This window comes from Streptococcus sp. OMI750, assembly GCF_047463895.1.
Taxonomy (GTDB): domain Bacteria; phylum Bacillota; class Bacilli; order Lactobacillales; family Streptococcaceae; genus Streptococcus.
Window position 1 is genome coordinate 218,593 of record NZ_JASHCZ010000001.1, and the last position, 21,041, is coordinate 239,633.

22 protein-coding genes are annotated in these 21,041 nt (G+C 43.4%); 19 read left to right on the plus strand and 3 right to left on the minus strand.

Annotation, left to right across the window (positions count from 1 at the left end; all coding sequences use genetic code 11):
• The 14 genes from atpA to QM830_RS01225 all read left to right on the plus strand — a co-directional run bounded on the left by atpA (position 1) and on the right by QM830_RS01225 (position 13,860).
• On the plus strand, positions 1 to 1,506 hold the full coding sequence (atpA, locus tag QM830_RS01160; RefSeq protein WP_003006447.1) for a F0F1 ATP synthase subunit alpha: 1,506 nt from the start codon (positions 1 to 3) through the stop codon (positions 1,504 to 1,506).
• A 15-nt stretch (positions 1,507 to 1,521) separates the two neighbouring features.
• Positions 1,522 to 2,403 (plus strand): F0F1 ATP synthase subunit gamma, encoded by an 882-nt coding sequence (locus QM830_RS01165; protein WP_414325223.1) that lies wholly within the window; start codon positions 1,522 to 1,524, stop codon positions 2,401 to 2,403.
• A gap of 85 nt (positions 2,404 to 2,488) precedes the next feature.
• Complete coding sequence (gene atpD / locus QM830_RS01170; RefSeq protein ID WP_414325225.1) at positions 2,489 to 3,895, plus strand: F0F1 ATP synthase subunit beta; 1,407 nt, start codon at positions 2,489 to 2,491, stop codon at positions 3,893 to 3,895.
• Positions 3,896 to 3,908: 13 nt separating this feature from the next.
• Positions 3,909 to 4,328, plus strand: a complete 420-nt coding sequence (locus QM830_RS01175) for a F0F1 ATP synthase subunit epsilon (RefSeq protein WP_414325227.1) — start codon at positions 3,909 to 3,911, stop codon at positions 4,326 to 4,328.
• A 105-nt stretch (positions 4,329 to 4,433) separates the two neighbouring features.
• The gene (locus QM830_RS01180) at positions 4,434 to 4,664 is read left to right on the plus strand and encodes a DUF1146 family protein (RefSeq protein WP_414325229.1); all 231 of its coding nucleotides are present in this window, start codon (positions 4,434 to 4,436) and stop codon (positions 4,662 to 4,664) included.
• Between the two features lie 66 nt (positions 4,665 to 4,730).
• Positions 4,731 to 6,014: a UDP-N-acetylglucosamine 1-carboxyvinyltransferase gene (murA, locus tag QM830_RS01185; RefSeq protein ID WP_414325231.1), complete on the plus strand. Its 1,284-nt coding sequence runs from the start codon at positions 4,731 to 4,733 to the stop codon at positions 6,012 to 6,014.
• Positions 6,004 to 6,192 carry a DNA-directed RNA polymerase subunit beta gene (locus QM830_RS01190; protein ID WP_003006464.1) on the plus strand — a complete coding sequence of 63 codons (189 nt, stop codon included), beginning with the start codon at positions 6,004 to 6,006 and terminating at the stop codon, positions 6,190 to 6,192. Before murA ends, QM830_RS01190 begins: the two co-directional genes overlap by 11 nt.
• Before the next feature lie 82 nt (positions 6,193 to 6,274).
• Positions 6,275 to 7,114: a DNA/RNA non-specific endonuclease gene (locus tag QM830_RS01195; protein ID WP_414325232.1), complete on the plus strand. Its 840-nt coding sequence runs from the start codon at positions 6,275 to 6,277 to the stop codon at positions 7,112 to 7,114.
• A gap of 81 nt (positions 7,115 to 7,195) precedes the next feature.
• Positions 7,196 to 7,918 carry a M57 family metalloprotease gene (locus QM830_RS01200; protein WP_414325233.1) on the plus strand — a complete coding sequence of 241 codons (723 nt, stop codon included), beginning with the start codon at positions 7,196 to 7,198 and terminating at the stop codon, positions 7,916 to 7,918.
• A gap of 104 nt (positions 7,919 to 8,022) precedes the next feature.
• On the plus strand, positions 8,023 to 9,930 hold the full coding sequence (locus QM830_RS01205) for an ABC-F family ATP-binding cassette domain-containing protein (protein ID WP_045759258.1): 1,908 nt from the start codon (positions 8,023 to 8,025) through the stop codon (positions 9,928 to 9,930).
• Between the two features lie 204 nt (positions 9,931 to 10,134).
• A complete protein-coding gene (locus tag QM830_RS01210; protein ID WP_045759259.1) occupies positions 10,135 to 10,491 on the plus strand; it encodes a hypothetical protein in 357 nt (118 codons plus the stop codon).
• Between the two features lie 4 nt (positions 10,492 to 10,495).
• On the plus strand, positions 10,496 to 11,368 hold the full coding sequence (locus QM830_RS01215; RefSeq protein WP_414325234.1) for an XRE/MutR family transcriptional regulator: 873 nt from the start codon (positions 10,496 to 10,498) through the stop codon (positions 11,366 to 11,368).
• A 25-nt stretch (positions 11,369 to 11,393) separates the two neighbouring features.
• The gene (locus QM830_RS01220; RefSeq protein ID WP_414325236.1) at positions 11,394 to 12,572 is read left to right on the plus strand and encodes an MFS transporter; all 1,179 of its coding nucleotides are present in this window, start codon (positions 11,394 to 11,396) and stop codon (positions 12,570 to 12,572) included.
• A gap of 109 nt (positions 12,573 to 12,681) precedes the next feature.
• Positions 12,682 to 13,860, plus strand: a complete 1,179-nt coding sequence (locus QM830_RS01225; protein ID WP_414325237.1) for an MFS transporter — start codon at positions 12,682 to 12,684, stop codon at positions 13,858 to 13,860.
• Positions 13,861 to 13,892: 32 nt separating this feature from the next.
• On the opposite strand, the gene QM830_RS01230 is transcribed toward QM830_RS01225, so the two are convergent.
• From QM830_RS01230 to murT, 3 genes are read right to left on the minus strand one after another with little or no spacing between them, the layout of a single operon-like run.
• Positions 13,893 to 14,183, minus strand: a complete 291-nt coding sequence (locus tag QM830_RS01230) for a lipopolysaccharide assembly LapA domain-containing protein (RefSeq protein WP_048689338.1) — start codon at positions 14,181 to 14,183, stop codon at positions 13,893 to 13,895.
• A 9-nt stretch (positions 14,184 to 14,192) separates the two neighbouring features.
• Positions 14,193 to 14,981 carry a lipid II isoglutaminyl synthase subunit GatD gene (gatD, locus tag QM830_RS01235; protein WP_414325239.1) on the minus strand — a complete coding sequence of 263 codons (789 nt, stop codon included), beginning with the start codon at positions 14,979 to 14,981 and terminating at the stop codon, positions 14,193 to 14,195.
• Positions 14,981 to 16,324, minus strand: coding sequence for a lipid II isoglutaminyl synthase subunit MurT (gene murT, locus QM830_RS01240; RefSeq protein WP_414325241.1), 1,344 nt, complete (start codon positions 16,322 to 16,324; stop codon positions 14,981 to 14,983). Before murT ends, gatD begins: the two co-directional genes overlap by 1 nt.
• Positions 16,325 to 16,427: 103 nt before the next feature.
• On the opposite strand from murT, the gene cdaA reads away from it, so the two are divergent.
• The 5 genes from cdaA to QM830_RS01265 all read left to right on the plus strand — a co-directional run bounded on the left by cdaA (position 16,428) and on the right by QM830_RS01265 (position 21,035).
• Positions 16,428 to 17,276, plus strand: a complete 849-nt coding sequence (cdaA, locus tag QM830_RS01245) for a diadenylate cyclase CdaA (RefSeq protein WP_414325242.1) — start codon at positions 16,428 to 16,430, stop codon at positions 17,274 to 17,276.
• A complete protein-coding gene (locus QM830_RS01250) occupies positions 17,273 to 18,022 on the plus strand; it encodes a YbbR-like domain-containing protein (protein WP_414325244.1) in 750 nt (249 codons plus the stop codon). Before cdaA ends, QM830_RS01250 begins: the two co-directional genes overlap by 4 nt.
• A gap of 20 nt (positions 18,023 to 18,042) precedes the next feature.
• Positions 18,043 to 19,392, plus strand: coding sequence for a phosphoglucosamine mutase (glmM, locus tag QM830_RS01255; RefSeq protein ID WP_414325246.1), 1,350 nt, complete (start codon positions 18,043 to 18,045; stop codon positions 19,390 to 19,392).
• A 44-nt stretch (positions 19,393 to 19,436) separates the two neighbouring features.
• Positions 19,437 to 20,786: an Ig-like domain-containing protein gene (locus QM830_RS01260; protein ID WP_414325248.1), complete on the plus strand. Its 1,350-nt coding sequence runs from the start codon at positions 19,437 to 19,439 to the stop codon at positions 20,784 to 20,786.
• A 117-nt stretch (positions 20,787 to 20,903) separates the two neighbouring features.
• On the plus strand, positions 20,904 to 21,035 hold the full coding sequence (locus QM830_RS01265; RefSeq protein ID WP_368404014.1) for a DUF4044 domain-containing protein: 132 nt from the start codon (positions 20,904 to 20,906) through the stop codon (positions 21,033 to 21,035).
• The last annotated feature ends 6 nt before the right edge of the window (positions 21,036 to 21,041 follow it).

Genomic DNA, 21,041 nt, shown 5'->3' on the forward strand with positions numbered 1-21,041 from the left:
TTGGCGATTAACGCACAAGAAATCAGCGCTTTAATTAAGCAACAAATTGAAAATTTCAAGCCAAACTTTGACGTCACTGAGACAGGTGTTGTAACCTACATTGGTGACGGGATTGCTCGCGCTCATGGGCTTGAAAATGCCATGAGTGGTGAGTTGTTGATCTTTGAAAATGGCTCATACGGGATGGCCCAAAACTTAGAAACAACGGATGTCGGGATTATCATCTTGGGTGATTTCACGGATATTCGTGAAGGAGACTCTGTCCGTCGTACAGGTAAAATCATGGAAGTCCCTGCAGGAGATGCCTTGATTGGTCGTGTTGTCAACCCACTTGGCCAACCAGTGGATGGTTTGGGTGAGATTGTGACAGATAAATTCCGTCCAGTTGAAACGCCAGCTCCTGGTGTTATGCAACGGAAATCTGTCTCAGAACCTCTACAAACTGGGTTGAAAGCCATTGATGCCCTTGTTCCAATTGGACGTGGTCAACGGGAATTGATTATCGGGGACCGTCAAACAGGGAAAACTTCGATTGCCATCGATACCATCTTGAACCAAAAGGGGCAAGATATGATCTGTATCTATGTGGCGATTGGTCAAAAAGAATCAACAGTTCGTACGCAAGTAGAAACTCTCCGTAAATACGGAGCTATGGATTATACGATTGTGGTAACTGCTTCGGCTTCTCAACCGTCTCCATTGCTTTATTTGGCACCTTATGCTGGGGTTGCTATGGCAGAAGAGTTCATGTATAACGGTAAACACGTTTTGATCGTCTATGATGATTTGTCAAAACAAGCCGTAGCCTACCGTGAATTGTCCCTTCTTCTTCGTCGTCCGCCAGGACGGGAAGCCTTCCCAGGGGATGTCTTCTACCTTCACAGCCGTTTGTTGGAACGTTCAGCTAAAGTTTCAGATGAATTGGGTGGGGGATCTATTACAGCTCTTCCAATCATTGAAACCCAAGCAGGAGATATTTCCGCTTATATCGCAACGAACGTGATTTCGATCACAGACGGACAAATCTTCTTGCAAGATAGTTTGTTCAATGCTGGTATTCGTCCAGCCATTGATGCAGGTTCTTCTGTATCTCGTGTGGGGGGAGCTGCTCAAATCAAGGCGATGAAGAAGGTTGCGGGGACTCTCCGTATTGACCTTGCTTCCTACCGTGAATTGGAAGCCTTCACGAAATTTGGTAGTGACTTGGATGCTGCAACCCAAGCGAAATTGAACCGTGGTCGTCGAACTGTTGAAGTATTGAAACAACCTGTTCATGAACCATTGACGGTTGAAAAACAAGTTGTGATCTTGTACGCCTTGACTCATGGTTTCTTAGATAGTGTTCCGGTAGATGACATTCTTCGTTTCCAAGAAGAGTTGTTTGATTACTTTGAAGCACATTATAATCAAATCTTTGAGACGATTCGTTCAACACATGATCTTCCAGCAGAAGAAGAACTGGATGCAGCCCTTACAGAATTTGTCAACCAGTCAAATTTCAAATAGAAATAGGAGTGGAAGATGGCAGTTTCATTAAATGATATAAAGAATAAAATTGCATCCACTAAAAATACCAGTCAAATTACCAATGCCATGCAGATGGTGTCTGCTGCTAAACTTGGGAAATCTGAGCAAGCAGCCAAGGATTTTCAGGTTTATGCCGCTAAGGTACGTAAGTTATTAACAGACTTGCTCCATGGACATGAAACAGAAAATGCCAAGTCCCATCCTATGTTGGTAAGTCGCCCGGTAAAAAAGACAGCTTATATCGTCATTACATCCGATCGTGGTTTGGTCGGGGGCTACAATGCTTCCATCCTTAAAACCATGATGGAAATGAAGACAGAATACCATCCAACTGGAGATGACTTTGAAGTGATCTGTATTGGAAGCGTCGGTGCGGATTTCTTCCGCGCCCGTGGGATTCAGCCGGTATATGAATTGCGTGGTTTGCCTGATCAGCCTAGCTTTAAGGAAGTTCGCAAGATCATTTCGAAAACAGTCCAAATGTATCAAGAAGGCTTGTTTGATGAGTTGTATGTCTGTTACAACCATCACGTCAACAGTTTGACGAGTCAAATGCGGGTGGAACAAATGCTTCCAATTATTGATTTGGACCCCAATGAAGCGGATGAGGACTATGTATTGAATCTAGAATTGGAATCTAGTCGAGATGCTATTTTGGATCAATTGCTCCCTCAATTTGCTGAAAGCATGATCTATGGTGCCATTATTGATGCTAAAACAGCTGAAAATGCTGCTGGGATGATGGCTATGCAAACTGCAACAGACAATGCCAAGAAAGTCATTGATGAATTAACGATTCAATACAACCGTGCTCGTCAAGCAGCGATTACACAAGAAATTACCGAAATCGTTGCTGGTGCTAGCGCCCTTGAATAGTTGTCGGATACAATTTTAAATACAAAAACAGATGCTCGAAAGAGAACTTTTGAGCAGTAGAAATTACTTAGAATAGGAGAATGACATGAGTTTAGGCAAAATTTCTCAGGTCGTAGGTCCCGTCGTAGACGTTGCCTTTTCCGTTGGAGATAAACTTCCTGAGATCAATAATGCGCTTGTAGTCTATAAAAATGACCAACAAAAATCAAAAGTCGTTCTTGAAGTAGCTTTGGAACTTGGTGATGGGGTCGTTCGGACCATCGCCATGGAATCAACCGATGGTTTAACACGTGGAATGGAAGTCTTGGACACAGGTCGTCCAATCTCTGTTCCTGTCGGAAAAGAAACCTTGGGACGTGTCTTCAATGTTCTTGGAGATACCATTGACTTGGATCAACCTTTTGCTGAGGATGCTCCTCGTGACTCCATCCACAAAAAAGCTCCATCCTTTGACGAGCTCTCTACTTCAGAAGAAATTCTTGAAACAGGGATCAAGGTTATTGACCTCTTGGCCCCTTACCTGAAAGGTGGGAAGGTCGGACTCTTCGGTGGTGCCGGAGTTGGAAAGACCGTCTTGATTCAAGAATTAATCCATAATATTGCCCAAGAACATGGTGGTATTTCTGTATTTACCGGTGTTGGGGAACGGACACGTGAAGGGAATGACTTGTACTGGGAAATGAAGGAATCTGGCGTTATCGAAAAAACAGCCATGGTCTTTGGACAGATGAACGAACCACCAGGAGCACGGATGCGTGTAGCCTTGACTGGTTTGACTATTGCGGAATACTTCCGTGATGTAGAAGGTCAAGACGTTCTCTTGTTTATCGACAATATCTTCCGTTTCACCCAAGCCGGATCAGAAGTATCAGCCCTTTTGGGACGGATGCCTTCTGCCGTTGGTTACCAACCGACCTTGGCAACTGAAATGGGTCAATTGCAAGAACGGATTACCTCAACCAAGAAAGGTTCTGTTACATCAATCCAGGCCATCTACGTGCCAGCCGATGACTATACAGACCCTGCACCAGCAACAGCTTTCGCCCATTTGGACTCTACGACCAACTTGGAGCGTAAATTGGTTCAATTAGGGATTTACCCTGCCGTGGACCCATTGGCATCAAGCTCGCGTGCCCTTTCCCCTGACATCGTTGGAGAAGAGCACTATGCAGTGGCTTCTGAGGTCAAACGCGTCCTTCAACGCTACCATGAATTGCAAGATATCATTGCTATCTTGGGGATGGATGAATTGTCTGATGATGAAAAGACTTTGGTGGCTCGTGCCCGTCGTATCCAATTCTTCTTGTCTCAAAACTTTAACGTGGCGGAACAATTCACTGGTCAACCAGGTTCTTATGTACCAGTTGCAGAAACTGTTCGTGGCTTTAAGGAAATTTTGGATGGGAAGTATGACCACTTGCCAGAGGATGCTTTCCGTGGAGTCGGTTCGATCGAAGATGTGATCGCCAAATCTGAAAAAATGGGATTCTAAGAAGAGGTGAAAGATGAGTCAAATGAACGTCCAAATCGTTACACCGGATGGACTGGTTTATGATCATCATGCCGCATTTGTATCTGTCAAGACAATTGATGGTGAATTAGGGATTTTACCTCATCATATCAATACCATTGCGGTTTTGGCTGTAGACCAAGTAAAGGTTCGTCGTGTCGACGATGACAAACACATTGATTGGATTGCAGTCAATGGTGGGATTATCGAAATAGTGGATAATGTCATTACCATTGTAGCGGATTCAGCTGAACGCGCCCGAGACATTGATATTAGCCGGGCTGAGCGTGCAAAATTGCGTGCGGAAAAGGCCCTTGAAGAAGCAAGAGATCAACATTCGATTGATATGGAGCGTCGTGCTAAGATCGCTCTTCAACGTGCTATTAACCGGATTAATGTCGGAAATCGGTTATAAAACACTTAAAATAAGGTGGAGGTTTTATCCTCACCTTTTTTTGTTGGGATCGAAAGGAAAGAATCAAAAGAAGAAAGTGGGAGTGAATTATGGTATAATAGCTGTATGATTCAAATGATTTTTAACCTTTCAAGCCATCTATTATTTATCTTTTTTGCTTATTACCTTCTCTTGAACTTGGTTCAATGGGAAAAGTTTTTAAAAGTAAATGCCGAAAATGCAGTTAAAATCCGTTTTTTGATCTTGATGATTAGTGTTGGAATGGGCTATTTAGCCAGCTCGTTTTTTATCAGTGTGTATGAAATGAGTCGGCAGATTTTTATTGGCCAGTTCTAGCCACATTTTGTAAAAAATATGGTATGATAGAAGACGTGACTTTAAGAAATTGGAGAACAATCCCGTATGGAAAAAATAATCGTTAATGGTGGTAATAATCGACTGGTAGGAACAGTCAAAATCGAAGGGGCTAAGAATGCCGTCCTTCCTCTTCTTGCTGCAACAGTTCTAGCAAGTGAAGGTGTGACAACCCTGAAAAATGTACCAGTTTTATCGGATGTCTTCACAATGAACAATGTCGTTCGTGGACTCAATGCCCAAGTGATCTTCAACGAAGAAGAGAATACGGTTGTTGTAGATGCCCGAGCAGAATTGTCAGAGGAAGCACCCTATAAATATGTTAGCAAGATGCGGGCATCGATTGTTGTCCTTGGCCCTGTATTAGCTCGGAATGGCCATGCCAAAGTTTCGATGCCTGGAGGCTGTACAATCGGTAGTCGTCCGATTGACCTCCACCTCAAAGGTCTGGAAGCCATGGGAGCTGAAATTACCCAAACAGCTGGTTATATCGAAGCGAAAGCAGATCGACTTCATGGAGCGCATATCTATATGGATTTCCCATCTGTAGGTGCGACACAAAATATTATGATGGCCGCAACCTTGGCAGATGGAGTGACGGTGATTGAAAATGCAGCTCGTGAACCTGAAATTGTTGACCTAGCACTTTTGCTTAATAAAATGGGAGCTAATGTCAAGGGGGCAGGAACTGAGACCTTGACCATCGTTGGTGTGGAGAACTTGCACGGGGCAGACCACAATGTTGTGCAAGACCGCATCGAAGCTGGGACCTTTATGATTGGGGCAGCCATGACTGGTGGAGATGTCTTGATCGAAGATGCCATTTGGGAACACAATCGTCCGCTGCTGTCTAAGATGCAGGAGATGGGCGTGACGGTAACGGAAGAAGAAAATGGGATTCGGATTCAATCCGATATCAGTAAGCTTCGTCCAGTGACTGTTAAGACTCTTCCCTACCCGGGATTCCCAACAGATATGCAGGCTCAATTCACAGCCTTGATGGCTATGGCTAAAGGTGAGTCTACCATGATTGAAACCGTCTTTGAGAATCGTTTCCAGCATTTGGAAGAAATGCGTCGGATGGGGGTTCACTCAGACATTATGCGGGATACAGCTCGCATCGTAGGAGGCGAAAGCTTCCAGGGGGCAGAGGTCATGTCGACCGATTTGCGTGCAAGTGCAACGCTTGTTTTGATGGGATTAGTGGCAGAAGGAGAGACGAAAGTCAGCAAATTAAGCCACTTAGACCGCGGTTATTACCAATTCCATGAGAAATTGGTGGCACTAGGTGCAGACGTGAAACGTGTAGAGGAAGCAGACGATGAAAACTAATCTTCGCTATGTAGGCAAACAGCTAGGAATTGTCCTTCTTTTAGCTGTGATCGGAATCATCATTTTTGCGGTTGGTTTGGTCATTGGCTATGGGGTGATTGGAGATGGAAAAAATCCATGGTCCATTCTCTCTCCTGATACCTGGTCAGAGATCATCGGAAAGCTCACAGGCAAATAAGATTTAAATAAAATAGAGTAAAAAGGAGAGCAGCGAATCGAGTCAGAGACCCATCTAGCGCTGCTCTTTTTTGGAGAGAGGCATGACAAAACAAACAGTAACAAAACGTACGAAACAAACACTAGCGGGGTTTGTGGTGGCAACAGCCCTAGCAATCGGTGGTTATTATTTTAATCAACCGACGGTAAAAGAAGCGACGGATCAGGTTGTTTCCGTGGTGACTAGTAGCCAAAATGAAACACCGAGTAAGGAATTAGCCAGCTCGGTGCTAACGAAATCTGCCCGTTCGCAATTGGGGAATGAGTTGGAATGGAACGGAGCTGGAGCCTTTGTAGTTAAGGGGAATCGAACAAATTTAGATGCTAGTGTGGCTAGTCAACCTTATGCGGATAACAAGACAAAAGAAGTGAATGGAAAGACTGTACCGACAGTTGCCAATGCCATCATGAGCAAGGCGACTCGGCAGTACAGAGATCGGGATGCAACCGGCAGTGGTCTAACGGATTGGAAACCAGCAGGTTGGCACCAAGTCCACAATCTGTCCGGCGAGTATGACCATGCGGTTGATCGAGGCCACCTATTGGGCTATGCCTTGATCGGTAATCTCAAAGGTTTTGATGCTTCGACTAGTAATCCCAAAAATATCGCTGTGCAAACGGCTTGGTCCAATCAAGCTAATGATCCTCATTCCACTGGTCAAAACTATTATGAGACCCTAGTTCGGAAAGCATTGGATAAGAACAAGCGGATCCGCTATCGGGTCACCTTGATCTACAATCAGCCGGAAGATCTGATTCCATTAGGATCACAGATTGAAGCCAAATCGAGTGATGGAACCCTTGAGTTTAACGTTTTTATTCCTAATGTTCAAAGTGGGATTAGCCTGGATTACCAGACAGGAAAAGTAACCGTTCATCAATAAGCTAGAAAGTGGATTGGCTTAAGCTTTTTTTAAGAATGAGGTGTTACAATGGCATACCTTCTTTAAGAGAGAGGAGAATGTATGAGAACCATTTTTCGATTTGTCAGAGGAAGCCTTCGCATGGCTTGGAGTCTTTTTTGGGGATTTTTCTGGACCATTGCGATCAGTTTTCTAATTTTAGTGGGGATTATCTATTTCACAGATTCTCCTAGTTCTGGTATGGATGGAGTTGGCCGAGCCGCCCAAAAGGTTGTCTATCAAGTCGGGAATTTGTTTGGAGATCAAGGCTTTGCATCGCGCTATGGAATGACACCTAGTTCACAGACGACGCAGATAGACAATCATGAGCATAGCGGTGCTCGCTGGGAAAAAGCAGAGGCTACGGTTTATCTAGATCCCAATATCAGTCAAACCTTTATAAAAGCTTATCGGGATGCGATTGAGGCTTGGAACCAAACAGGAGCCTTTACCTTTAAATTGGTCACGAACGAAAAAGAAGCCAATGTCGTCTTGACTGAGATGGACAATGCTACGGTTTCTGCTGCAGGAGAGTCTGCATCACAGACTAACCTCTTAACCAACCGATTCACCCATATCACGATTCGTCTTAATCGCCATTATCTGTTAAATTACGTTTATAACTACAGTTATGAACGAATTGTTAATACAGCTGAGCATGAGCTAGGCCATGCCATTGGTTTGGACCACACTGATGGAGAATCGGTTATGCAACCGGCTGGCTCTTTCTATAGTATTCAAGATTCCGATGTAGAGGCAGTTCGACAATTGTACAAGGAAGAATAAAATACAATCTATCATTGAAAAGTTCTGAGCCTCAAGGGGCTCAGGATTTTTTTGATGGCTCGTCTTTCCTTGTTTAATCTGAAAAAAGATAGTAAAATAAGGACATGATTATTTTACAAGCCAACAAAATTGAACGCTCTTTTGCAGGGGAGGTTCTTTTTGATAATATCAGCCTGCAAGTGGATGAACGGGACCGGATTGCCCTGGTAGGAAAGAACGGAGCCGGCAAGTCTACGCTCTTGAAAATCTTGGTGGGAGAAGAAGAACCAACTTCTGGGGAAATCAATAAAAAGCGCGACCTTTCCCTCTCCTATCTGGCCCAGGATAGCCGCTTTGAGTCGTCCAATACCATCTACGATGAGATGCTCCATGTCTTTGACGACCTCCGTAAAACGGAGAAAACTTTGCGGCAGATGGAGCTTGAGATGGGGGAAAAAACTGGGGCTGACTTAGAAAAACTCATGCAGGACTATGACCGTCTCTCGGAAGAATTCCGTCAGGCAGGTGGCTTCACCTATGAAGCAGATATCCGCGCGATTCTCAACGGCTTTAAGTTCGATGAGTCCATGTGGCAGATGAAGATTGAAGAGCTATCAGGAGGGCAAAATACCCGTCTAGCTCTGGCCAAGATGCTTCTAGAAAAACCAAATCTCTTGGTACTGGACGAGCCGACCAACCACTTGGATATTGAGACCATCGCCTGGTTGGAAAACTATTTGGTCAATTATAGCGGGGCCCTTCTCATTGTCAGCCACGACCGGTATTTCCTCGATAAGGTCGCAACTATTACCTTGGATTTGACCAAGCATTCCTTGGACCGCTATGTCGGTAATTACTCGAGTTTTGTGGAGCAAAAGGAGCAAAAACTGTTGACCGAAGCCAAGAACTACGAGAAGCAACAAAAAGAAATTGCAGCTCTGGAAGACTTTGTTAATCGTAATTTGGTGCGGGCTTCGACTACCAAGCGAGCCCAGTCTCGGCGCAAGCAGTTGGAAAAAATGGAGCGTCTAGACAAGCCGGAAGCTGGAAGTAAGTCTGCCCATATGACCTTCCATTCTGATAAGACCTCGGGAAATGTCGTCCTGACAGTAGAAGAGGCAGCCGTCGGCTATGACGATCAAATCCTGTCAGAGCCCATCAATCTGGATATCCGCAAGATGAATGCGGTCGCTATTGTGGGACCAAATGGGATCGGGAAATCGACCTTAATCAAGTCCATCGTCGGGCAGATTCCTTTTATCAAGGGAGAAGCTCGTTTTGGGGCAAATGTCGAGGTGGGTTACTATGACCAGACCCAAAGTAAACTAACGCCTCACAACAGTGTCTTGGATGAGCTCTGGAATGACTTTAAACTGACGCCAGAAGTAGAAATTCGCAATCGACTGGGAGCCTTTCTTTTCTCTGGGGATGATGTCAAGAAAACCGTCGGCATGCTGTCGGGTGGAGAGCGGGCCCGCTTGCTTCTAGCCAAGCTGTCCATGGAAAATAACAATTTTTTGATTCTCGATGAGCCGACTAACCATTTGGATATCGATAGCAAGGAAGTGCTAGAAAATGCCTTGATTGACTTTGACGGGACCCTGCTCTTTGTCAGCCACGACCGTTACTTTATCAATCGGGTGGCTACACAAGTCTTGGAACTCTCAGAAGAGGGCTCGACCCTTTATCTAGGAGACTACGATTATTATCTGGAGAAGAAAGCAGAGTTAGAGGCCCTTGCTGCAGCACAAGCAGAAGCTGTGCCTGTTTCTTCGACCGAAGAAGGCACCAGCAATGATTATCACTTGCAGAAGCAAAACCAGAAGGAACTCCGGAAAATCACCCGTCGCATTGAGCAATTGGAAGCGGAGATGGAAGAGCTGGATCAAAAAATCCAAGAAATCAGCGAAACTATGCATAGCACCAACGACGCAGCCGACTTGGTTCAACTCCAAAGCGAGCTGGATCAACTGACTGTCCAGCAGGAAGCGGTCATGGAAGAGTGGGCAGAACTGTCAGAGCAGGTGGAATAAATGGAAGATTTGGGCAAAGTTTTCGTGAATTTCGAATTAATAAGAATTACACGTTGAAAGAAGTTGCGGGCCACTGACGTTTGCGAACTCATGGAGAGCCAGTAGCAAATCGACCAGCTGAGCGCCGCCCAAGAAGAAGCCGAGCTAGAATGGGAAGAACTAGCGCAGTAAGTATAGTTTTCTAATTTGTATAAGGAGAACATTATGGCGACTGAAAATGATTGGTTTATGAAGCAGGTTAAAGGTGTAGCCGACATGATTGGTACAACTTTGCGCCTACAGATTCAAAATTTAGATTTGGGGCAGTATGAAGATGAGGAAGGAAGACTCATCAACGGGGCTCACTATCTTCAGCAAGTTCTAGAAGAGCAGCGCTTTGCAGAGGCCATTTCTTTTGTTGAAGAGCAGATGAAACGCCTACCTCTTCATCAGTATGATCTATTGGTTGATTGGCTGATTTCCTACTTAAGACAATTAGATGTTTCCGTGAAAGAAGATCTAGGATTCTACGAAGGGTACTTGCAAGAGTTAGAAAGGCACTTAAAGGAATTTAAGTGGTAATCAAATGGAAGATTTAGGCAAAGTTTTTCGTGAATTTCGAATCAGTAAGAATTATTCGTTGAAAGAAGCTGCAGGAGAGGCTTGCTCGACCTCCCAGTTATCCCGTTTTGAATTGGGGGAGTCGGATCTGGCTGCTTCGCGCTTCTTTGACATTTTGGACAATATCCATGTGACAATTGAGAATTTTATGGATAAGGCCAGAAATTTTCAACACCATGAGCATGTCGCCTTAATGGCTCAGATTATTCCACTTTACTATTCAAATGATATTGCAGGTTTTCAAAAGCTTCAAAGAGAACAACTTGAAAAAGCCAAACATTCCACCAATCCCCTCTATTTTGAGCTGAACTGGATCCTGCTACAAGGCCTGATTTGCCAGAGAGATGCCAGCTACACGATGAAGCAGCGTGATCTGGATAAGGTGGCAGATTACCTCTTTCAAACGGAAGAGTGGACCATGTATGAGTTGATCCTCTTTGGCAATCTCTACAGCTTTTATGAGGTGGACTATGTCACACGGCTTGGGAGAGAAGTGATGGAGCGTGAAGATTTCTACAAAGAAATTGGTCGCCATCGAAAACTGGTCTTGATTCTGGCTCTGAATTGTTACCAGCATTGTTTAGAACACTGTTCTTTTGAAAATGCCAGCTATTTTGAAGCCTATGTAGAAAAGATTATCGGCAAGAGCATCAAGCTCTACGAACGCAATGTCTTTCATTATCTCAAGGGATTTGCCCTCTACCAGAAGGGAAAAACAAATGAAGGCTGTCAGCAGATGCAAGAGGCTATGCATATTTTTGATGTGCTAGGACTTCCTGAGCAGGTGGCCTATTATCAAGAACACTTTGATAAATTTGTAATAGATGAATGTTCCTAAATAGGAGAGAGATAAAGGAGATTTTATGAACCGACATGCGGTCCAATTAATTAGTCGTGGAGCGATTACCAAAATTGGAAATATGCTCTATGATTATGGGAATAGTGTCTGGCTGGCCTCAATGGGGACTATAGGAAAGACGGTATTAGGAATCTATCAGATTTCTGAGTTAGTGACAGGGATCCTCGTGAATCCTTTTGGAGGGGTGATTTCAGACCGTTTTTCTCGTCGCAAGATTTTGATGACGACCGACTTGGTGTGTGGTCTCCTGTGTTTGGCGATTTCTTTTATCAGGAACGATCGTTGGATGATTGCGGCCCTGATTGTTGCCAATATTGTTCAGGCCATTGCCTTTGGTTTTTCTCGACCTGCCAATAAAGCCATTATTACAGAAGTTGTGGAGAAAGAAGAGATTGTAACCTATAATGCGCACTTGGAGCTGGTCTTACAAGTTGTTAGTGTCAGTTCTCCCGTGTTTTCTTTCCTAGTTCTACAATTTACCAGTCTCCATGCGACCCTCTTACTAGATGCCCTGTCCTTTTTCATTGCCTTTGTCCTAGTGGCATTCCTTCCGAAAGAAGAGGCCAAAGTTCAAGAAAAGAAACAGTTCACGGGAAAAGATATTTGTTCGGATATCAAGGATGGATTGCACTATATCTGGCATCAGAAAGAGATTTTCTTTCTCTTGTTGGTGGCTTCCGGCGTTAATTTCTTTTTTGCGGCTTTTGAGTTTTTACTTCCATTTTCCAATCGACTCTACGGGGGCAAGGGGGCTTATGCGACCATCTTAACATTGGGAGCTATTGGATCTATTCTAGGAGCACTTGTTGCCAATAAAATGACATCAAGTATGAAAATTCTCCTGTTTTTACTGATCATGGCAGGTGTAGGAGTGTTCATGATGGGCTTGCCTCTTCCGACTTATCTTTCCTTTTCGGGAAATCTGGTCTGTGAATTTTTTGTGACCATTTTCGACATCCACGTTTTTACTCAAGTGCAAACCAAGGTGGAAGATGATTATCTGGGGAGAGTCTTGAGCACGATTTATACTTTGGCTGTTCTCTTTATGCCCATCGCCAAGGGTTTGATGACTTGGTTGCCAAGCGTCCGCATGGAATCATTTCTTTTTATTGGAGCTGGAGTTATTCTCTTTTCACTCTTGGCTCAGCTAGTAGCTAAGCAACTTCAATCAAAAGAACAGTAGATATCCTTTTATAAAATTGTAATTTATTAATTTTCCCAAATAAGGGACAAAATGAAAACCTCTTTCATGAACTGATACAATAGTTTCAGAAAATGAAGGAGGTTTTTTTATGAATCGACATGCAGTCCAATTAATTGCTCGTGGAGCAATCAATAGAATGGGAAATATGCTCTATGATTATGGGAACAGTGTCTGGCTGGCCTCGATGGGGACTATTGGAAAGACAGTGTTGGGGATTTATCAGATTTCTGAACTCGTCACCTCCATTCTAGTCAATCCATTTGGAGGCGTGATCTCAGACCGTTTTTCCCGTCGCAAGATTTTGATGACGACCGACTTGGTGTGTGGACTCCTTTGTTTTGTGATTTCTTTTATCAGGAACGATCGTTGGATGATTGCGGCCCTGATTGTTGCCAATATTGTCCAGGCCATTGCCTTTGCATTTTCTCGTACGGCCAACAAAGCCATTATCACTGAAGTCGTAGAGAAAGACAAGATTGTGACCTATAATGCCCGCTTGGAGTTGGTCTTACAGGTTGTCGGTGTTAGCTCACCTGTGTTCTCTTTCCTTGTTTTACAATTTGCCAGTCTCCATGCGACCCTCTTACTAGATGCGCTGACCTTTTTCATCGCCTTTGTCCTAGTGGCATTCCTTCCGAAAGAAGAAGCCAAAGTTCAAGAAAAGAAACAGTTTACGGGGAAAGATATTTTTTCTGATATCAAGGAGGGGTTAGACTATATCTGGCATCAGAAAGAGATTTTCTTCCTTCTCTTGGTGGCTTCCAGCGTCAATTTCTTTTTTGCAGCTTTTGAGTTTTTACTTCCCTTTTCCAATCGACTCTACGGGGTCAAGGGCGCTTATGCGACCATCTTAACTTTGGGCGCTGTTGGCTCCATCATCGGAGCCTTGATCGCAAATAAATTTAAATCAAGCATGGAGATGCTTCTCTTCTTATTGATTTTAACAGGAGTGGGAGTATTCATTATGGGCTTGCCCCTTCCGCATTTTCTTTCCTTTTCTGGAAATTTGGTCTGTGAACTCTTTATGACGATTTTTAATATTCACTTTTTTACCCAAGTGCAAACAAAGGTGGAAGGAGACTATCTGGGCAGGGTCTTAAGCACTATTTTTACCCTGGCTATTCTCTTTATGCCCATCTCCAAAGGCTTGATGACTTGGTTACCAAGTGTCCGAGTAGAATCCTTTCTCCTGATTGGAGCTGGTGTTATTCTCTTTTCACTCTTAGCTCAAGTAGTCGCCAAACAGCTACATGCAAAAAGTCATTAGAACAACATGAAAAAAGCACCGATCGGTGCTTTTTAGTTTTCGATTTGTTTGATTTTTTCCTCTTTATCACCTGACATCTTTTGTCCTAGTTGTTTTTTCGCAGTTTTTAACTCATGTTTTAATGAGAAATTTTTTGGAAGGCTGACTAAGAAAGTCACCAGCGAACCAAGAAGGACACAAACCAGAATCAAAATGATGAGAGGGAGTTTAAATTGGACCAGCAAAAAGTTCACAGTCACCGTTTGCATATTGGCCAAGGAAATAATTGCAATGAGCAAGACTGCAATCAGTAGTGCAACATATTGTAGTTTTCGTTTATTCATTTTGTCTCCCTATTCTTCTAATTCAGCCTTGCTTTTGATATCAGCGTATTCTTCTGCTTTTTCAAGGCTTAAGATATCATTGTAAGTCGCTAAGACGATGTCTTGTCCATATTTTTTCTTTAGAGCTGTTGTCACCAAGCGATAGGCCAAATTGGCGTTGCGAGACAAGATAGGACCGTGGAAGTAGCTGCCAAAGACGTTTTTGTAATGAACCCCTTCGCCCCCATCTTCTTTATTGTTCCCATTTCCGTAGATGACCTTACCTAGCGGTTTTTCATCCTCTGCCAAGATGGTCCGACCTTGGTGGTTTTCAAAACCATAGTAGGTCTCGTTGAACTCTTCATTATGGATTTTGATGTCGCCAATATAGCGATTGTTTTCTTGGTTGAGAGTGTAATGCCCCATAATAGCAAGGCCCTCAATGCGCTTGCCAGAGGCTTCAATGTAGTACTGGCCTAGAAGTTGAAAGCCACCACAGATAGCAAGGACCACCCCATCGTCATCAATAAAGCGTTCGATGTCTTCTTTTTTATCTGGTAGATCTTCTGATACAATGGTCTGTTCGTAGTCTTGACCTCCACCGAAAAAGGCGATATCGTAGGCATCAGGGTCGAACCGGTCTTTGAGAGAGACGATATCCACTGTGACATGGGCTCCAAGTTTTTCCGCAACGTACTTGAGCATGAGGATATTCCCATTGTCCCCGTATGTATTCATCAGATTCCCATAAAGATGGGCAATTCTCAATTCGTATTGGTAGTTTTCCTGATCAGGGGATTGTAGTGAAGTATACGTCATTAATTCATCTCCTTTTCAATCAGGTGTTCTTGAGCTAGCAATTCACGGAATTCTAGCATGGCCGTATAGGTGGCTAAAATATAGGCGTGAGGGGTTTCCTGTTGCTGGATGCGTTGGAAGACCTCTTTTAATGCTGCCATTTCTGTGATTTTTTCAGCCGGATAGCCTGTGACCCGGAGTCGCCGAGCGATTTCAGAGTGGCGCACTCCTCCGGCGTTGATCTCTGGGATGTCCATCTGGGTGATTTGCTCAAAGTCCGCATCCCAGATCCAGCTGGTGTCGATCCCATCCGCGTAGTTGGCGTTGAGAAGAACAGACAAGCTGAAGGGATACGGCGCTAGTTTGATCATTTCAATAGCCTGAGTAGCTCCAACTGGATTTTTGATCAGGACTAGGGTACATTCCTTATCGCCAATCTTAAAGGTTTCTTGACGACCAAAGACAGCGCGACTGCGATCAAATCCTTGCTTAATCACTTCGGGTTGAACTCCAAAGAATCCAGCAACGGAAACAGCTGCTAAGGCATTATAGATGTTGTAGAGACCACCGATATTGATGTGGTAGTCTTGGCCTTGGATCCGGAATTGGGAAGAGCGATGGGTTAAAGACAGTAAGTCGGACACGGCATAAGTCAGAGGTGGCCGGTGGAATCCACAGTGTTCACAAACATAGTCGCCAAGGTTAGCATAGGTATTGAGCTTGTACTTGAGAATGTTGTGGCAATGCGGACAGAGGATTCCTTCCGTATTGTAATGGGCTAGTTGTGGCTCTGATTTATCTGTATCAAATCCATAATACTGGATTGGATTGGACAAGGTTTGACTATTAAAGAGCGGACTATCACCATTTAACAAGACTGTTGCAGTTGGAACCTTTTGAATGGCATCCAAAATCATCTGGTAGGTCGTATAGATCTCCCCATAGCGGTCCATCTGGTCCCGGAAAATATTGGTGACCACAAACAGGCTGGGCTGGATGTAATCACAAATCCGAGAGAGGCTAGCCTCGTCGATTTCAAGTACCGCAATCGGGCGATTCGATTTCGAATGGTTGGCCCGTAAGAAGGTCGTCGTGATTCCCGAGATCATATTGGCCCCACTTGGATTGGTTAAAATTGGTCCAAAAGCTTCTTGGAGAATGCCAACTGTTAGCGCAGTGGTCAAGGTTTTTCCATTTGTCCCCGTAATCACAACAATCTCATAGTTTTTTGCCAATTGACTGAGAATATCTTTATCAAATTTAAGGGCTAATTTACCTGGTAGAGTTGATCCACGCCCCATTTTTTCAAGGATAGAGCCGGAAAGTTTACCTGCTAGAACGCCCAAGGTTGTTTTTATCTTCATAAATCATATTTTATCATAAAAAGCATCAGAAGGTTACAGAAAAATCTGTTGAAACATGTTATAATAGGTTGATGTCTTTTAGAGAAGTGGTAGGTATGAGAATATGAATGTTCAACAGTTTACAAATCCACAATTTTGGACCAGTTTGTTCCCGAATTGGTGGAGTATCATTATCAATATCATCGATATTGCCCTGGTAGCTTGGTTGTTGTATTTTTTGATCAAGGCTATTGTGGGGACCAAGATCATGATTTTGGTGCGTGGTGTCATTATCTTTTTCCTGGTTCAGTTTTTAGCTAATTTCTTAGGTCTAACTACTATTTCGTGGTTGATTAATCAAGTCATTACTTATGGGGTCATTGCTCTGGTTGTGATTTTTTCCCCCGAGATTCGAGTTGGCTTGGAGCGACTGGGGCGTGCAACAGAATTCTTTATGACGAGTGAAGTTAGTCAGGAAGAAAAGATGGTACAGGCCTATGTCAAGGCAGTAGCTTATATGAGCCCACGTAAGATTGGAGCATTGGTAGCCATTCAGGGAGCTAGAACTCTTCAAGAATATATTTCTACAGGGATTCCTTTAGAAGCTGATATTTCAGGAGAGTTATTAATCAATATTTTTATTCCCAATACGCCTCTACATGATGGAGCAGTCATTGTCCGTAATGACAAAATTGCCGTTTCATGTGCCTACCTGCCCTTGACAGAAAACACTGGAATTTCAAAAGAATTTGGTACCCGACACCGCGCAGCGATCGGCTTGTCTGAAGTTTCTGATGCTTTTACCTTTGTAGTATCTGAAGAAACGGGTGGCATCTCTGTGACCTACAATGGAACCTTCCGTCATGATTTGAGCTTAGAAGAGTTTGAAACTGAATTGAGAGCCTTCTTGGTTCCTGAAGAGAATAAACCGAATAGTTGGAAAGAACGTCTATTTGGGAGGGTCACAAAATGAGATCAAAAAAAGAATTTCTTTATGTTTTCGCCTCCGTCTTGTTGTCCTTTATTTTGTTCATCAATGCGTCTTCTTTTAATTATCAAAATAATAGTAGCGCCAGGCAAGTTAGTTCAGAAACCTACACCAATACCTTGACCAATATTCCGATTGATGCTAAATATAATGACAACAAGTACTTTGTTAGCGGGTTAACATCAGAGGTAACGGTCTTTCTGAAAGGTTCAAATCGAGTGGCTCTTGCTAGTGAGATGCAACCGGGGACTCGGAAGTTTCAGGTAGTAGCGGATCTTCGCAAGGTCAAGGAAGGCACTGTCGAAGTTCCTTTGATTGTGGAAGATCTTCCGGCTGGGTTGACAGCAACCGTAGAACCTCAGAAAGTTTCTGTAAAAATCGGGAAGAAAGCGAAAAAAACATTTGCTGTCAGAGCCTCGATTCCAGAAAATCAAATTGTTAATGGAATCACAGTAACGGATATTTCTCTGGAAACCACTAAAGTAGAAGTGACGAGTGATCAAGAAACCTTGAGTCGCATTGATCATGTCCAAGCAGTCTTCCCATCCAGTGAGGTCATCAGTGGAAATTATAGTGGAACTCTTTCCTTAAATCCAGTAGATGTTCAAGGAGATGGTCTACCTGGCTTGGTCAATCCGAGTGAAACACGGATTCAAGTAACCACAAAGACTAGTTCGTCTACGTCAAGCTCCAGCAGCTCGTCGTCGACTTCCTCCAGTTCAAGTAATTAGAAAGAAAAAAGGTGAAAAGAATGGGTAAATATTTTGGAACGGACGGTGTCCGTGGAGAAGCGAATGTAGAGTTAACACCAGAATTGGCCTTTAAGTTGGGCCGTTTTGGAGGCTATGTATTAAGTCAACATGAAGAAGAAACTCCCTTAGTCTTTGTTGGGCGTGATACGCGTATTTCTGGTGAATTGCTAGAGCATGCCTTGATTGCGGGCTTGTTATCTGTTGGTATTCGCGTCTATAAGTTGGGTGTGATTGCAACACCAGGAGTTTCCTACTTAGTTCGTACTGAAAAAGCTAGCGCTGGAGTGATGATCTCTGCTAGTCATAATCCGGCATTGGATAATGGAATTAAATTCTTTGGAGGCGATGGTTTCAAATTGGATGACGATCGTGAACTAGAAATTGAAGCCTTGCTTGATGCTACAGAAGATACTCTTCCTCGTCCAAGTGCGCACGGTTTAGGAACCGTTATGGAATATCCAGAAGGATTGCGTAAGTATCAAGAATTCCTTGTATCGACAGGGGTGCAATTAGAAGGCATGCACGTGGTCTTGGATACAGCAAATGGTGCTGCCTCTACCAGTGCTCGTCAAATCTTTGCAGATTTAGGAGCTCACTTGACGGTTATCGGTGAAAATCCAGATGGTTTGAATATCAATGACGGGGTCGGTTCGACACATCCAGAGCATTTGCAAGAAAAAGTGAAAGAAGTGGGCGCAGCGATTGGTCTTGCCTTTGACGGAGATAGCGATCGGTTGATTGCTGTGGATGAAAATGGAGAGATCGTAGACGGAGATAAGATCATGTACATCATCGGTTCGTATCTTTCAAGCAAAGGCTTACTCGAGAAAAATACGATCGTTACAACCGTCATGTCCAATCTCGGTTTCCACAAGGCATTAGATACGAAGGGGATTCAAAAAGAAATCACAGCTGTTGGAGACCGTTATGTGGTCGAAGAAATGCGCAAATCTGGTTACAACCTTGGTGGGGAACAGTCCGGTCATGTAGTCATCATGGATTACAACACGACCGGCGATGGTCAATTAACAGGCGTTCAATTGACCAAAATCATGCAAGAAACTGGCAAGAAATTATCTGAATTAGCCGCTGAAGTAACGATTTACCCGCAAAAACTCGTTAATATTCGCGTTGAAAATAGTATGAAAGACAAGGCTATGGAAGTTCCAGCCATCCGTGAAATCATTGAAAAAATGGAAGCGGAGATGGCAGGAAATGGTCGCATCCTTGTTCGCCCTAGTGGTACTGAACCACTGCTTCGTGTCATGGCAGAAGCTCCTACCGACCAAGAAGTCGATTACTATGTGGATACCATTGCAGCAGTTGTTCAAGCAGAAATTGGTCTATAAATCTATAAAAATAGCTCGCAAACAGGCGAGCAGAGGAGGAAATTATGAAACAGGTCCGTCAAATTGTATGGTCACTTGTCTTAGTGCTAACGGTTGTATTTGCAAGTGCTTTTACTAAAACCATTCAGGCCGCAGAAGTCTCGTCTTATACACAGACAGCCAGCTTAACGAAAGATGGCAATCCTTTAACGAATGGGAGCAAGGTGTTGACGAATGAAAAATTGTCAGCAAGCATTTCTTTGACCTTCCCTGATTCGCAAGCCATCCAAGCTGGTGATACTTTAACACTTAGCTTACCAAAAGAATTAACCCTCTACACAGCATTGGAATTCAATGTTCTAGAGGAAGGCCAATCAAATGGTCAAACTGTGGGGAAAGCGGTCGTTGATACAGGTAAGAAAACAGTGACCGTTACCTTTAATGATTATTTCGTATCTCATCCACTTAATAAACGAGTTGCCTTACATTTTGATGTAAAAGTAGATTCCGATGTGGTTACTAAAACCTCCCCAATCCAATTTAAACTTGGAAATACGGATTTTTCATTGAATTATGAAAAGACAGATGGGGAAGCTGGAGAATACGAGATGAAATACGGCTATCAAGATAAGTCGGATCCGACCATTGTCAAATGGCGTATTCTCTTAAATGCTCATCAAGATATCCTCCGTGGAATGGTCATTAAAGACCAATTTGGAGATGGTTTAACTTTAGTTGAAGGTAGCTTGCGTGCTGTTCGGTATAATCCTGTAGCAGGTGGCATCAAGAACGAAGCGCAGATTTTAAATCTTCCAGTTCTTGATAACTTTACTAAAAAAGCGGTCTTCGAAAAGAATGCAGATGGCAAAATTACTGGCTTTACCATTAATTTTGGAGATAACTACAACTGGCCAATGTATATCGAATATTCGACCAAAGTAGCTCCTGGTACAAAAGTAGGTGATCTTGTTCATAATACGCTAACATGGACAGCAACTAATTTCCCGGCACCACGTAGTTTAACCCGCGAAGTGAGATTAGAATCAGGATCTGGCGAAGGATTAGGTGAGAAAGAACAAACCCCACCGACCCCAGATCCAGAGCCATCTAAACCGCAACCGGATCCAAAACCAGATCCAGAGCCATCTAAACCACAACCAGATCCAAAACCACAACCAGATCCAAAACCAAGTCCGAATCCAGATCCAAAATCATCAACCTCATCATCTTCATCAAGTTCTAGCTCTTCATCAAGCTCATCATCAACTTCTGTCAAAGAAGAAGAAGCTCCAAAACCTGGTAAGAAAAAAGTTCTTCCAAGTACAGGTGAGAAGATGACACCGGTTGTTCTTGTGATGGGTGTCTTACTGGCAGTTCTTTCTGTTAGTGTTTTACGAGTAAGAAAAGATTCCTAAATCTATCCATAAAAGATCAGACGTTTGTCTGGTCTTTTTGTGTAGGCTCGATTTGAAAAATCCCCTATTTCGTGGTAAAATAGGGCTAATGAATTTATAGTAATCGAGGTAGTAGCAGTGGCTTTTGGAGATAACGGAAAACGTAAAAAAACAGTATTTGAAATGATCACCATGGTGGTTATTGTGATCATGTTGATTGTCACCGTTGGTGCAATCTTTGCAACAGCAATTGGCGCTCTTTCTTATTAAAGCGCG